This is a genomic window from Ruegeria sp. BHSC043 (genome assembly GCF_059612985.1).
Genome location: NZ_JBXWRS010000007.1, coordinates 75,010 through 87,602 on the forward strand (window position 1 = coordinate 75,010; position 12,593 = coordinate 87,602).

Here is a 12,593-nt window from a genome sequence, read left to right on the forward strand (position 1 = left end):
TCAGGCGTAGTGGATGCTCAGCACTTCGTACGAGCGCACGCCGCCGGGGGTGCGCACTTCGACGCTGTCGCCTTCTTCCTTGCCGATCAGGGCACGGGCGATGGGCGATTTGATGTTCAGCAGGCCCTTTTCGATATTGGCCTCGTGCTCTCCCACGATCTGCCAGGTCTTTTCCTCGTCGGTGTCCTCGTCCACCAGCGTGACCTTGGCACCGAACTTGATCGCGCCCGACAGTTTGGTCGGATCGATCACGTCCGCCAGCGACAGAACGCCTTCCAGTTCCTTGATGCGGCCTTCGATGAAGCCCTGTTTTTCGCGGGCCGAGTGGTATTCTGCGTTTTCCTTCAGGTCGCCCAGTTCGCGCGCCGAGGCGATGGCCTCGATGATCGCGGGGCGTTCAACGGACTTGAGTTGCTTGAGCTCTGCCTCGAGCGCGGCAAAGCCCGCGGGCGTCATGGGGATCTTTTCCATATCTTCTTTTTTCCACGCACAAATTGAGTCGCCCCGCCGCATGAGACCAGCGTCGGGGCGAAAGATGGGTTGGCAATTACCTGACCCAAATATGGCGTGAAATGCAAGAGGCCAAGGGGTTTGGCCCCTGCAATCCGCAACTTAACGCCGTCGGGGTGGTGGGGGTTTCCGATTGTGCCGATGCCCCAGCAGATCACCGCGTTTCCAACGATGCGCCTCGGCGCCGAACCAGAGCATCTCAATCATATTGAACGACCTCGAATTCAATGCCGTTGTCGTCGTCGAAATAGAACCGGCGACCGGGTTCATAGTCGGCGTGGTTGTGCGGCTCGAAGCCCGCGGCGCGGACCTTGGCTTCGGTTGCGTCGATGTCCTCGACCAGCACGCCCACATGGTTCAGCCCGCCGATGGTGTCATAGCTGCTTTCGCCCGACGGTTTCGGGTCGGCCGGGGCGTAAAGCGCCAGATAGGTATGCGCGCTGCCCACATGCACGGTATAGCCGCCCGCGATGGCCGGGCCTTCCCATCGGGTTTTCCATCCGAATACGTCCTGCATCCAGACGGCGGTCGCCTGCGGGTTGCGGACGGTGAAGTTCGTGTGTTCCAGCGTCGCCATCATGGGGTCTCCTTTTCATGTTCAGGCTTGTTTCGACTCACCGTAATTCCTAAACCTAACTTTAGCTCAAGAGATTTTTTCGGGAGGAGATCATGCCCGCATCCGAGGGCCTTTCCATCGGCGCGCTGGCTCGCCGCACGGGGTTGGCGGTATCCGCCATCCGCTATTACGAGGCGCAGGGGCTGATTTCCCCGTGGCGCAATCCGGGCGGTCAGCGGAGGTACCAGCGCGCCGACATCCGTCGGCTGAGTTTCGTGATGATCGCCCAGCAGTTCGGCCTGACCCTGCCTGAAATCCGCGAGGTTCTGGCCGGGCTGCCCGACAACCGCACGCCTACACCTGCGGATTGGAAAAAGATCAGCCTTGGCCTGCGCGCGCATCTGGATCAGCGAATCGATACTCTGCTGCGTCTGCGTGACAATCTGGACGGCTGCATCGGCTGCGGCTGCCTGAGCCTGCCGAAATGCGCGCTCTACAACCCCGACGACCGGGCAAAAACCTATGGTAGCGGTCCCAGGTACCTGATGGGTGACGCGCCCGAGGGCTGATCTGCCGCATTGCAGCAATGTTACGCCGTGTTTTGATTGACCAAGGTCTTTTCCAGCAGGTAATCAGCCGGGAAACAAAATTTCGCCGAGCCCGCGCCCCAGGCGCCAATTCGGATAGTTAGCGGAGGAGCCCACGATGGCCGAAATTGAACGCGAAGCGATGGAATACGACGTGGTGATCGTGGGCGCAGGCCCCGCGGGCCTGTCTGCGGCCATTCGTCTGAAACAGCTGGACGCCGACCTAAACGTGGTCGTGCTGGAAAAGGGCTCGGAAGTGGGCGCGCATATCCTGTCGGGCGCGGTGCTGGACCCGTGCGGCCTGGATGCGCTGATCCCCGACTGGAAGGAAAAGGGTGCGCCGCTGAACGTGCCTGTGCGCGAAGACAATTTCTATATGTTGGGCGAGGCCGGCCAGCTGCGCATCCCGAACTGGCCGATGCCGCCGCTGATGAACAATCACGGCAACTACATCGTCTCGATGGGCAATGTCTGCCGATGGATGGCCGAACAGGCCGAGGCGCTGGGCGCCGAGATCTTCCCCGGCATGGCCTGTTCAGAACTGGTCTATGGCGACAATGGCGAGGTCAAGGGTGTCGTGGCCGGCGTGTTCGGGCTGGAGCCTGACGGATCATATGGCCCCAACACCGAACCGGGGATGGAACTGCACGGCAAATACGTCTTCCTGTCGGAAGGGGTGCGCGGGTCGCTGTCCAAGGAAGTGATCGCCAAATATGACCTGCAGGCCGGGAAAGAGCCGCAGAAATACGGCATCGGCATGAAAGAGATCTGGGAGATCGACCCCGCCAAGCACAAGGAAGGCAGCGTCACCCACACGATGGGCTGGCCGCTGGGCGGCAATGCCGGGGGCGGGTCGTTCATCTATCACCTGGAAAACAACCAGGTCTATGTGGGCTTCGTGGTGCACCTGAACTACAAGAACCCGCACCTGTTTCCCTACATGGAATTCCAGCGGTTCAAGCATCACCCGATGGTGGCCGACCTGCTGAAAGGCGGCAAGCGCGTGGCCTATGGCGCCCGCGCGATCACCGAGGGCGGGTACCAGTCGATGCCGAAGCTGGTGGCGCCGGGCGTGGCTGTGCTGGGCTGTTCGGCGGGCATGGTCAACGTGCCTCGGATCAAGGGCAACCACAACGCGATGCTGTCGGGCAAGGCAGCCGCCGAGGCCGCGTTCGAGGCCATCAAGGCCGGCCGCGGTGGCGACGAGTTGACCGATTACGAGACCGAAGTGCGCAACGGTGCCATCGGCGCCGATCTGAAAAAGGTCCGCAACGTCAAGCCGATGTGGTCAAAATGGGGCCTGACCGCCTCGCTGGCTCTGGGTGGTCTGGACATGTGGACCAACACACTGGGCTTTTCGCTGTTCGGCACGCTAGGTCACGGCAAGACCGATGCCGAAGCCACCGAAGAAGCCAGCAAGCATCAGCCCATCGACTATCCGAAACCCGACGGCACCCTGTCCTTCGACCGGCTGACCAATGTGGCGTTTTCCTTCACCAACCACGAGGAAAGCCAGCCCTGCCACCTCAAGCTGGCCGACCCCCAGATCCCGGTGAAAGTGAACCTGCCGGAATATGACGAACCCGCCCAGCGGTACTGCCCGGCGGGCGTCTACGAGATCGTGCGCGACGAGGATCAGCCGCGTTTTGTGATCAACTTCCAGAACTGCGTGCACTGCAAGACCTGCGACATCAAGGATCCCAGCCAGAACATCAACTGGACCACGCCGCAGGGTGGGGACGGTCCGAACTATCCCAACATGTAGGCAGGAAACGGGGCAATGGCACAGCCGTGACCGCTGGGCCATTGCCTCTGGTCGGCCAAGGCCCTAGCTTGTGCTGCAGGTACAGGCAGACAAGGCAGGTTCTTGGTGGTTTCTCTGGTGCATCGTGCGGCATGGGCCGCGGTTCTCGGAATGTCTCTGAGTGTTTCGGCGGTGGCGGACACCGGTGCAGGGGCTTATCTGGCCGGCCGGCAGGCGATTTATGAAAGCGATTATGCCGCCGCCGAAAGATACTACACCAGGGCGCTGGCATTCGATCCCCAGAATCAGCGTTTGATGGAAAGCGTCCTGTTGGCCCGCGTGGCCCTGGGCGAAATCGAACGGGCCCTGCCCCTGGCGCAAGAGATGGAGGCCGACGGTTTCGTCAATCAGGCTGCGCGCATGGTCATCGCCGCCGATCTGGTGCAACGCGGGCAATTCGCCGAACTTATGGCCCGCGACCCCGAGAGCCAAGGCGTGGGCCCGCTGGTTGACGGGCTGATGCTGGCCTGGGCGCATATCGGCCAGGGCGAGATGACCAAGGCCATGGAGCAGTTCGATACCGTCGCCGCGCAGGACGGGCTGCGAGAATTTGCGTTGTATCACAAGGCGCTGGCGCTTGCCTCGGTGGGTGATTTCGAAGGCGCCGAAGCGATTTTCGGCGCCGATGAGGGGCGCGTCGCGCGGTTCTCGCGCCGGGCGGCACTGGCGCGAGTCGAGATTCTGTCGCAACTGGACCGCAACGCCGACGCGCTGCAATTCCTTGAAACGGTCTTTGCTTCGGGCAGCGATCCGACCATCGAGGCCTATACAGCCCGGTTGCAGGCCGAGGAAACCCTGCCTTTCACGCATGTCCGGTCGGCGCAGGACGGCGTGGCCGAGGTCTTTTTTACCGTCGGCGCGGCGCTGAACACCGAGGCGGCGCATGATTATGTCCTTTTGTATTCCCGCGTGGCGACCTATCTGCGGCCCGATCACATCGACGCCATTCTCCTCAGCGCCGAGTTGCTGGAGGAGTTGGAGCAGCATGATCTGGCGGTTGCCGCCTATCGGATGGTGCCGCCATCCAGCAGTGATTTCCATGTTGCCGAACTGGGCCGGGCGGATGTCCTTGCCCGGATGGGTAAGACCGACGCCGCCGCCGAAGTGCTGGAAAACCTGGCCGCGCGGCAGCCCGACCTGCCCGGTGTTCACGTCGCGCTGGCCGACCTTCAGCGGCGGCAGGAGAACTATGCCGCGGCCGTCACCGCCTATGACCGCGCAATCGAACTGACCGAGGCGAACTCCGACGGCAACTGGTTTCTGTACTATGCGCGCGGCATCAGCCACGAGCGACTGAAGAACTGGGACAAGGCCGAGGCCGATTTCCGCAAGGCGCTTGAACTGAACCCGGATCAGCCGCAGGTTCTGAACTACCTCGGCTATTCGCTGGTCGAGCGGCGGGAAAAGCTGGACGAGGCGCTTGAGATGATCCAACGCGCCGTGGCGGCCCAACCCGACAGCGGTTATATCGTCGACAGTCTGGGCTGGGTGCTGTTCCGGCTGGGCCGCTATGACGAGGCGGTCGGACACATGGAACGCGCGGTCGAGCTGATGCCGGTGGATCCGGTAGTGAACGACCATCTGGGCGATGTCTACTGGGCCGTCGGACGCCTGCGTGAGGCCGAGACCCAATGGAAGCGCGCCCTGTCCTTCATCGACCCCGAAGACACCGATGGCGAGGCGGACCCGGACCGCATCCGCCGCAAGCTCGAGATCGGCCTCGACGCTGTGCTGGCCGAAGAGGGGGCCGAACCGCTGAAGGTCGCCAATGGCAATTGAGGGTTTCGCACCCGCCAAGATCAACCTGACCCTGCATGTGACCGGCCGACGCGCCGATGGCTATCACCTGCTGGATTCGCTGACGGCTTTCGCCGATCTGGGCGACAGGCTGACCCTGGAGCCAGGCCCTGATCTTTCAATCGCGGTGTCTGGCGAACATGCCGAAGGCGTGCCGACCGACGCAAGAAACCTGGTCTGGAAGGCGGCACAGGCGATGGGCTGGCGGGGGCGGGTTCATCTGGACAAGGTGCTGCCGCACGGGGGCGGAATTGGCGGCGGGTCGTCGGATGCGGCGGCCACCTTGCGGCTTCTGTCACCCGAAGGCGCCGAGATCCCGCTGGACATTGCGCTGGCCCTGGGCGCCGATGTTCCGGTCTGCACCTTGGGCCGCGCGGCGCGGATGCAGGGCATCGGGGACCGGATCAGCCCGGTCGCTTTGCCGCCGCTTCCCGCCTTGTTGGTCAATCCCGGTGTGCCGGTGCCCACTGGGCCGGTGTTCAAGGCCTTGGCCGCGCACGACAATCCTGCAATGCCGGCCGACCTGCCGGCGTTTGACGGGCCGGAACACTGCGCCGACTGGCTGCGCGGGCAGCGCAACGACCTGCAGCCCGCAGCGATTGGTCTTGCTCCGGAAATCGCGGATGTTCTGGATGCGTTGTCAGGTACGCGGGATGCGCTGCTAGCGCGGATGTCCGGGTCGGGGTCGACCTGTTTCGCGCTGTACCCAACGATGAAGGCCGCGCATTTCGCAGCTTACGAGATCGGCGTTGCGCAGGCGGATTGGTGGTGCCGGGCGGTGACGCTCAGTTGAGGCGCGCTACGACATAGTCGGCCATATCCCGCAACAGGTCGCGGATTTCATGGTCGGGCAGAACCGCCAGCGCCGCCTTGGCCTTGGCGGCCCAGCCCAGCGCATCGGCGCGGGTGGCGTCCAGCGTGCGGTATTTGCGCATCAGGCCCAGCGCGTGTTGCAGGTCGCCATCCTGCTGGCGGCCTTTTTCGATGGTGCGCTCCCAAAAGGCGCGTTCCTCGGGGGTGGCCTGCGCAACCGCTTTGATGACGGGCAGGGTCAGTTTGCGCTCGCGGAAATCGTCGCCCACGTTCTTGCCGGTGGCCTCGCTGTCGCCGTGATAGTCCAGCAGGTCGTCGGCGATCTGGAAGGCGATGCCCAGCGCGTCGCCATAGGCGAACAGCGCCCGAACCTGCTCCTCGGAGGCGCCGGCGATCACGCCGCCCACCTCGGTCGCCGCGGAAAACAGCGCCGCGGTCTTGCCGCGCACGACCTGCAGATACACGCTCTCGTCGGTGCGCAGGTCGGTGGCAGCGGTCATCTGCAGCACCTCGCCTTCGGCAATGGTGGCCGAGGCATTGGCCAGAATGTCCAGAACCCGCAAAGACCCGGTTTCCACCATCAACTGGAAGCTGCGCGAAAACAGGTAGTCGCCGACCAGCACGCTGGACTTGTTGTCCCACAGCAGGTTGGCGGTGGGCCGGCCGCGCCGCTGGGCGCTCTCGTCCACGACGTCGTCATGCAAAAGCGTGGCGGTGTGGATGAATTCGACCGTGGCGGCCAGGCGGATGTGATGATCGCCGTCATAGCCGAACAGCCGCGCGGCAGCCAGGGTCAGCATCGGGCGCAGGCGCTTGCCGCCCGCTTCGACCAGATGCGCGGTCACCTCGGGGATGCGGGGCGCGTGCTCCGAGGCCATGCGGGTGCGGATCAACGTGTTCACCGCGTCCATTTCGCCGGCCAGCAGCTCGGCCAGTCGCTCATGCGGTTTCGAGATCGTGCCGATGTCCATCACACTCCTGTCACAAGGCTCGACTTTCGCCCCGCCTTGCCCTTACATCCATCCCCATGAAAGAACTTCTGCGCAGCACCGATCCGACCGTCATGGCCTTTGCGTCCGCTCTCCTTGAGGGCGAGGATATAGACTGCTTTGAGATGGACGTAAATATGAGCGTGCTCGAAGGCGGCATCGGCATCTTCCCCCGCAGGCTGATGGTCCGGACCGAAGATCTCTCGCGCGCGCAGCGCGTAATGCGCGACAACGACATTCCCTTGGGGCGATGACCGCGTTTGCCGATACCGATCTGACCTGCAACGATTTTCTGGGCGGGCGCCTGCGCCTGTGGCAGCCGCGCGACGGATATCGGGCCGGGGTCGATCCGGTTCTGCTTGCCGCGGCGGTTCCGGCCAGCCCCGGCCAGTCCGTGCTGGAACTGGGGTGCGGGGCCGGAGCTGCGGTTCTTTGCCTCGGTGCCCGGGTTCCTGATCTACGCCTGAATGGTGTGGAATTGCAGCCGGCCTATGCGGATCTGGCCCGGCGGAACGCACGCGAAAACGGCATTGCCCTGTCGGCCTACGCCGCTGATCTGGCCCAGTTGCCGTCCGAGCTGCGCCAGCTTCAGTTCGATCACGTCATCGCGAACCCGCCCTATTACCGTGCCGGTGCGCACAGCGCCGCCGCGGATGCCGGTCGGCGCATCGCGCTGGGTGAACAAACCCCGCTGGTCGCATGGGTCGAGGCCGCGGCCCGTCGTCTGGCGCCGCGCGGCTATCTGCACATGATACAACGCGCCGACCGCCTGCCGGACCTTATGGCCGCCTGCACGGATCGGCTGGGGTCGCTCGAAATCCTGCCCCTGGCGCCGCGCCGAGGACGGGCCGCCGAATTGGTGATCTTGCGCGCGCGCAAAGGCGGGCGGGCTGCGTTTCGCCTGCATGCGCCGCTGATTCTGCATCAAGGCGACCGCCATGAGCGCGACGAGGACAGCTATGCGCCCGCGGTGTCCGATGTCCTGCGACACGGGCGGCCGCTGCGCTGGCCCGGGCAGCTTTAGGCAAAGACCAGCCGAAATTGTCGGATTTGTGACAGATTCTGTGCGCCTGCGGCGTGACAGGGTGGAAATGATGTGGTCAACTTCCCATGTCAGATAGATCAACAGAGAAGGAGGATCGCCATGAGCGTTAGCGCACATCTGAGTGAACTGAAGAAGAAGCACGCAAGCCTCAGTCTCCAGGTCGAAGAAGCCCAGCGCGCGCCCGGGATTGACGATCTCCACATTGCCCAACTGAAGAAACAGAAGCTGAAGCTGAAGGAAGAGATCGAGCGTCTCTCCGTCAGCGCCTGAGGCTGGCCCGCGCCGCAATCGCGGCGCCGCCGGTTATCAAAACGGCCGCGATCGCCAGCGTCCACGAGGGCGCGGCGATCCCGGCCACAACCAGCACTAGGGTCGACAGCAGTGGCGCCGCGTAAGAACTGGTGCCAAGCATTTGGATGTCTCCCTGCTTGACTCCGATATCCCAGACATAGAAGGCCAGCCCCACCGGCCCCAGCCCCAGCGCGACGGTCGAGGCCCAGCCCAATGTGCCTTGCGGCCAAACTGTGTGCTCGAGGACGAAATGCAGCGCCCACGAGGCAAGCGCGGTCAACACGCAGAATACCGCGACCGAGCTGGTGGGTGTCCGGCCCAACCGCCGCGAGAGCACGGAATACCCCGACCATGTCAGCGCGCACAGCAGCGCCAGAGCATAGCCGGGCAGGTATTCCGCCCGAAATCCGGTGCTGCCGCCGCCGGTGATGATGAGCGCGGCGCCGGAAAAGCCCAGACAGGCCCCCAGCAGATGCCCCACGCGCAGGGTCTCTCCGGGCAGCAGTCCCGAGAACAGCACAATCAGCAGCGGCCAGAGATAGGCGATCAAACCTGCCTCAGCTGCAGGCGCCATGCGCAGGGCCGAGAAATACAGCGCGTGATACCCGAACAACCCCAAGGTGCCGAAGGTGAACACCTTCCAGCTGATCTGACGCAACTGGGTCAACCCGCCGCTGCGCCATGCCCAGATCAGCCCCAGCGTGCCGCCGATGCTGAAACAGATCGCGTTCAGCAACAGCGGCGGAGTTGGGGCCGAGCCAACGGTGAACAGGGCCAGCAAGGCCCACAACAATACGGCGACAAAACCGACGGCGGTGGCACGGGTCTTGGTCATGCGGGGGAAATGTCCTCGACCGGGATGATTGTGAAACCGTCGGATATGTGCGCAGTTTTTTCGATTTCCGCAAGGAACCAATCGCGAAAGGCTGCGATCTGAGGACGGGTCTCTTCGCCCTTGCGGCACAGGAACCGGAACCGGGCCTTGGTTTCGATAGCGATCCTGAACGGGGTGACCAGTCGGCCCTCGATCACGTCCTTGATGATCATGGGCCGCCGCCCAAGCGCAACGCCCATCCCCGCCACCGCCGCGTCGATGGCATGGTCGGCGTTTGAAAAATGCGTGCCATGGGTCGGCGTGAAGTCCACCCCGACCGCACGGAACCACGCGGGCCAGTCACAGGGCGGGTTCAGGAAACCGATCGAGTCGTCATGGATCAGGGGCGCCTCGGTCAAGCTTTGCGGCGTCGGATACCGCTCGGCCAGTTCGGGTGTCATGACCGGGGTCAACCACTCGGGCCGCACCGGAACCGAATACAGTCCGTCATCCTGCCCATAGCCGAACCGGATCGCCACATCCACGTCGTCGCGGTCGAAATCCAGGTTGCGCAAGGTGGCCGAGAACCGCAGGTCGATCTCGGGATGTGCACGGGCGAATTCATAAAGGCGCGGCGCCAGCCACTTGGCCGTCAGGGCCGGACCCGCAGTGATCGTCAGTGACGTGTTGTCCTGCAACCGGCGCGTCGCGGCCCAGGCGGCTTGCAGCCGGGCAAAGCCCTCGGCCGCGCCGGGGGCGAGAGTCCGCCCGGCCTCGGTCAGTTCGACCGCGCGGTTCAGGCGGCGGAACAGCGGCTGGCCTAGGTGTTCCTCCAGCGACTTGATCTGAAACGACAAGGCTGCCGGCGTGACGTTCAGCTCGTCCGCGGCCTTGGCAAAGGACATGTGTCGGGCGGCGGCGTCAAAGGCGCGCAGGGCGGTCAGCGGGGGAAGGCGATCACTCATTTCGGTTCAGAAATTCTTATGCGACATGGGAAAAACTCTCGTTTGCGCCCCTTAAAAGCAAAAGTCATATTTAGTGCAAGTCAAGTTGAATTTAATCAGAAAGGGACCGCCATGATCGAGATGACGACAAACCCCGCCGCGCAAAAGGCGATTCTACGCGCTCATCAAGAGCGTGGCGCGCTGGTCCGGAGTTTCTGGAAATGGGTCACGGGTTCCCGCTGAGCGCAGCGCGCGCGTTCTTACGGGATATAAGAAGGGCCGGCCCAAGGGGTCGGCCCGATTTCGTTTTTCAAGCGCGATCAGACGAAGAACTGCGCCCCGTTGGCCGAGATGGTCGAACCGTTGATGAATTGCGAATCGTCGGAAGCAAGGAACACCACGCAGCGGGCGATTTCTTCCGGTTCGCCCAGGCGACCGGCTGGGATCTGGCCGATGATGGCCTCGCGTACCTTTTCCGGAACGGCCATGACCATCTCGGTCGCGATGTAGCCGGGGCAGATCGCGTTGGCCGTGATGCCCGCCCTTGCGCCCTCTTGGGCCAGCGACTTGACGATGCCCAGATCGCCCGCCTTGGTGGCGGCATAGTTCACTTGGGCAAACTGGCCCTTCTGACCGTTGATCGAACTGATTACGATCACCCGGCCGAACTTGCGCTCACGCATTCCTGGCCAGACGGGGTGGACGGTGTTGAACACGCCCGTCAGGTTGGTGTCGATCACCTGGTGCCACTGTTCGGGGGTCATCTTGTGGAACGGCGCGTCGCGGGTGATGCCAGCATTGGCGACCACGATGTCGATCGGCCCCAGATCCGCTTCGACCTTTGCGATCCCGGCCTTGGACTCGTCATAGTCCGCGACGTTCCATTTGTAGGTGGGGATGCCGGTTTCTTCGGTGAACTTGGCCGCGGCCTCGTCATTCCCCGCATACGAGGCGGCGACATTGTATCCTTCGGCCTTCAGCGCCTTGGAAATCGCCGCGCCGATGCCGCGGGTGCCGCCGGTTACGAGAGCTGTTCGTGCCATTTAGGACTCCTCCATTGAAAATATGGCTTGATAATGTTGCTACAAAAACCGCTACAGCTACGCAATAATCTTTCTTCGGAAAATTGCCGCGCCGCAGAAGAGTTGCCGGGTTGCGTCATCCTTGTGGCCCTTGCGATCCATCGCGCAAGGGCCACCCCAAAGGCGGTACGGCGGGGCCGGCTACCCGGCTTCGGCCTCAGAGACGCTCCACGCACATGGCAACGCCCATGCCGCCGCCGATGCACAAGGTTGCCAGGCCCTTTTTGGCGTTCCGGCGCTTCATTTCGAACAGCAGGGTGTTCAGAACCCGGCAGCCCGACGCACCGATCGGGTGGCCGATTGCGATGGCGCCGCCGTTGACGTTTACGATCGAGGGATCCCAGCCCATGTCCTTGTTCACGGCGCAGGCCTGTGCGGCAAAGGCCTCGTTGGCCTCGACCAGATCCAAGTCGTCAACCGACCAGCCGGCCTTTTCCAGCGCTTTGCGCGAGGCATAGATCGGCCCGACGCCCATGATCGACGGGTCCAGCCCGGCGGTTGCGTAGGACGCGATGCGGGCCAGCGGCTCGATCCCGCGCTTTTCCGCGTTGTCGGCGGACATCAGCAGGGTCGCCGCCGCGCCATCATTGAGGCCGGACGCGTTTGCCGCCGTCACGGTTCCGTCTTTGGTGAAGGCCGGGCGCAGCTTCTGCATGGCTTCGATGGTGGCGCCGTGGCGGATGTATTCGTCGCTGTCCATCACGATGTCGCCCTTGCGCGTCTTGATGGTGAAGGGCAAGATCTCGTCCTTGAACTTGCCGGCCTTCTGCGCGGCCTCGGCCTTGTTCTGGCTGGCCACAGCGAATTCGTCCTGCATGTCGCGGCTGATCTGCCACTTCTCGGCCACGTTCTCGGCGGTCTGACCCATGTGGTAGCCGTTGAACGCATCCCACAGACCGTCGCGGATCATCGTGTCGATATAGGTCATGTCGCCCATCTTGTGGCCTGCGCGCAGCGATGCCGCATGGGGCGACAGGGTCATGTTTTCCTGTCCGCCGGCGCAGACGATCTCGGCATCGCCCAGCTGGATGTGCTGAGCGCCGAGTGCGACGGCGCGCAGCCCCGAGCCGCAGACCTGGTTGATGCCCCAAGCCGCACTTTCCGTGGGCAAGCCGGCGTTGATGTGGGCCTGACGGGCGGGGTTTTGGCCCTGTGCCGCGGTCAGGACCTGGCCCATGATGGTCTCGCTCACCTCAGCCTTATCGATCCCGGCGCGTTCGACGACGGCTTCCAGAACGGCCGCGCCCAGATCATGTGCGGGGGTGTTCGCGAACGAACCGCCAAAACTGCCGACGCCCGTACGCGCGGCGGATGCGATTACAACGTTTGTCATTTAGTCATTCCTTTACCGTCATGGTCCT

Annotated in this window: 14 protein-coding genes; 7 read left to right on the plus strand and 7 right to left on the minus strand. The window is 63.5% G+C overall.

The genetic code is table 11. From position 1 onward, the window contains the following. Window positions 1–471: a transcription elongation factor GreA gene (gene greA, locus AC2FMM_RS12330; protein ID WP_496683017.1), complete on the minus strand. Its 471-nt coding sequence runs from the start codon at window positions 469–471 to the stop codon at window positions 1–3. 238 nt (window positions 472–709) lie between these two features. Then, the gene (locus tag AC2FMM_RS12335) at window positions 710–1,090 is read right to left on the minus strand and encodes a VOC family protein (RefSeq protein WP_496687993.1); all 381 of its coding nucleotides are present in this window, start codon (window positions 1,088–1,090) and stop codon (window positions 710–712) included. Window positions 1,091–1,179: 89 nt separating this feature from the next. Between AC2FMM_RS12335 and soxR the strand changes: the two genes are divergently transcribed. The 4 genes from soxR to AC2FMM_RS12355 all read left to right on the plus strand — a co-directional run bounded on the left by soxR (window position 1,180) and on the right by AC2FMM_RS12355 (window position 6,047). Continuing rightward, complete coding sequence (gene soxR / locus AC2FMM_RS12340; RefSeq protein WP_496683011.1) at window positions 1,180–1,635, plus strand: redox-sensitive transcriptional activator SoxR; 456 nt, start codon at window positions 1,180–1,182, stop codon at window positions 1,633–1,635. Between the two features lie 136 nt (window positions 1,636–1,771). Further along, window positions 1,772–3,418: an electron transfer flavoprotein-ubiquinone oxidoreductase gene (locus AC2FMM_RS12345; protein ID WP_496796709.1), complete on the plus strand. Its 1,647-nt coding sequence runs from the start codon at window positions 1,772–1,774 to the stop codon at window positions 3,416–3,418. A gap of 150 nt (window positions 3,419–3,568) precedes the next feature. Next, window positions 3,569–5,236, plus strand: a complete 1,668-nt coding sequence (locus AC2FMM_RS12350; RefSeq protein ID WP_496796710.1) for a tetratricopeptide repeat protein — start codon at window positions 3,569–3,571, stop codon at window positions 5,234–5,236. After that, complete coding sequence (locus tag AC2FMM_RS12355; RefSeq protein WP_496796711.1) at window positions 5,226–6,047, plus strand: 4-(cytidine 5'-diphospho)-2-C-methyl-D-erythritol kinase; 822 nt, start codon at window positions 5,226–5,228, stop codon at window positions 6,045–6,047. Before AC2FMM_RS12350 ends, AC2FMM_RS12355 begins: the two co-directional genes overlap by 11 nt. Here the strand turns inward: AC2FMM_RS12355 and AC2FMM_RS12360 are convergent. After that, complete coding sequence (locus AC2FMM_RS12360; RefSeq protein ID WP_496796712.1) at window positions 6,040–7,038, minus strand: polyprenyl synthetase family protein; 999 nt, start codon at window positions 7,036–7,038, stop codon at window positions 6,040–6,042. The genes AC2FMM_RS12355 and AC2FMM_RS12360 overlap by 8 nt on opposite strands. Window positions 7,039–7,094: 56 nt before the next feature. On the opposite strand from AC2FMM_RS12360, the gene AC2FMM_RS12365 reads away from it, so the two are divergent. The 3 genes from AC2FMM_RS12365 to AC2FMM_RS12375 all read left to right on the plus strand — a co-directional run bounded on the left by AC2FMM_RS12365 (window position 7,095) and on the right by AC2FMM_RS12375 (window position 8,371). Next, window positions 7,095–7,310 (plus strand): putative signal transducing protein, encoded by a 216-nt coding sequence (locus AC2FMM_RS12365; protein ID WP_496683000.1) that lies wholly within the window; start codon window positions 7,095–7,097, stop codon window positions 7,308–7,310. Beyond that, window positions 7,307–8,080 carry a tRNA1(Val) (adenine(37)-N6)-methyltransferase gene (locus tag AC2FMM_RS12370; protein ID WP_496796713.1) on the plus strand — a complete coding sequence of 258 codons (774 nt, stop codon included), beginning with the start codon at window positions 7,307–7,309 and terminating at the stop codon, window positions 8,078–8,080. Before AC2FMM_RS12365 ends, AC2FMM_RS12370 begins: the two co-directional genes overlap by 4 nt. A 120-nt stretch (window positions 8,081–8,200) precedes the next feature. Then, entirely contained in the window at window positions 8,201–8,371 is a 171-nt protein-coding gene (locus AC2FMM_RS12375; protein WP_496682994.1) for a YdcH family protein, read from the plus strand. Here AC2FMM_RS12375 and yddG read toward each other — a convergent pair. From yddG to AC2FMM_RS12395, 4 genes are all read right to left on the minus strand, one after another. Beyond that, window positions 8,361–9,227: an aromatic amino acid exporter YddG gene (yddG, locus tag AC2FMM_RS12380; protein WP_496796714.1), complete on the minus strand. Its 867-nt coding sequence runs from the start codon at window positions 9,225–9,227 to the stop codon at window positions 8,361–8,363. The genes AC2FMM_RS12375 and yddG overlap by 11 nt on opposite strands. Further along, window positions 9,224–10,171: a transcriptional regulator GcvA gene (locus AC2FMM_RS12385; RefSeq protein WP_496682990.1), complete on the minus strand. Its 948-nt coding sequence runs from the start codon at window positions 10,169–10,171 to the stop codon at window positions 9,224–9,226. Before AC2FMM_RS12385 ends, yddG begins: the two co-directional genes overlap by 4 nt. A 299-nt stretch (window positions 10,172–10,470) precedes the next feature. Then, window positions 10,471–11,193: an acetoacetyl-CoA reductase gene (gene phbB / locus AC2FMM_RS12390; RefSeq protein ID WP_496682989.1), complete on the minus strand. Its 723-nt coding sequence runs from the start codon at window positions 11,191–11,193 to the stop codon at window positions 10,471–10,473. Window positions 11,194–11,389: 196 nt separating this feature from the next. After that, the gene (locus tag AC2FMM_RS12395) at window positions 11,390–12,565 is read right to left on the minus strand and encodes an acetyl-CoA C-acetyltransferase (RefSeq protein WP_496796715.1); all 1,176 of its coding nucleotides are present in this window, start codon (window positions 12,563–12,565) and stop codon (window positions 11,390–11,392) included. Window positions 12,566–12,593: the final 28 nt, after the last annotated feature.

Bases quoted from the DNA above. Each gene is read 5' to 3' on its own strand.
- greA (WP_496683017.1), bottom strand. From the start codon at position 471: ATGGAAAAGATCCCCATGACGCCCGCGGGCTTTGCCGCGCTCGAGGCA.
- AC2FMM_RS12335 (WP_496687993.1), bottom strand. From the start codon at position 1,090: ATGATGGCGACGCTGGAACACACGAACTTCACCGTCCGCAACCCGCAG.
- soxR (WP_496683011.1), top strand. From the start codon at position 1,180: ATGCCCGCATCCGAGGGCCTTTCCATCGGCGCGCTGGCTCGCCGCACG.
- AC2FMM_RS12345 (WP_496796709.1), top strand. From the start codon at position 1,772: ATGGCCGAAATTGAACGCGAAGCGATGGAATACGACGTGGTGATCGTG.
- AC2FMM_RS12350 (WP_496796710.1), top strand. From the start codon at position 3,569: ATGTCTCTGAGTGTTTCGGCGGTGGCGGACACCGGTGCAGGGGCTTAT.
- AC2FMM_RS12355 (WP_496796711.1), top strand. From the start codon at position 5,226: ATGGCAATTGAGGGTTTCGCACCCGCCAAGATCAACCTGACCCTGCAT.
- AC2FMM_RS12360 (WP_496796712.1), bottom strand. From the start codon at position 7,038: ATGGACATCGGCACGATCTCGAAACCGCATGAGCGACTGGCCGAGCTG.
- AC2FMM_RS12365 (WP_496683000.1), top strand. From the start codon at position 7,095: ATGAAAGAACTTCTGCGCAGCACCGATCCGACCGTCATGGCCTTTGCG.
- AC2FMM_RS12370 (WP_496796713.1), top strand. From the start codon at position 7,307: ATGACCGCGTTTGCCGATACCGATCTGACCTGCAACGATTTTCTGGGC.
- AC2FMM_RS12375 (WP_496682994.1), top strand. From the start codon at position 8,201: ATGAGCGTTAGCGCACATCTGAGTGAACTGAAGAAGAAGCACGCAAGC.
- yddG (WP_496796714.1), bottom strand. From the start codon at position 9,227: ATGACCAAGACCCGTGCCACCGCCGTCGGTTTTGTCGCCGTATTGTTG.
- AC2FMM_RS12385 (WP_496682990.1), bottom strand. From the start codon at position 10,171: ATGAGTGATCGCCTTCCCCCGCTGACCGCCCTGCGCGCCTTTGACGCC.
- phbB (WP_496682989.1), bottom strand. From the start codon at position 11,193: ATGGCACGAACAGCTCTCGTAACCGGCGGCACCCGCGGCATCGGCGCG.
- AC2FMM_RS12395 (WP_496796715.1), bottom strand. From the start codon at position 12,565: ATGACAAACGTTGTAATCGCATCCGCCGCGCGTACGGGCGTCGGCAGT.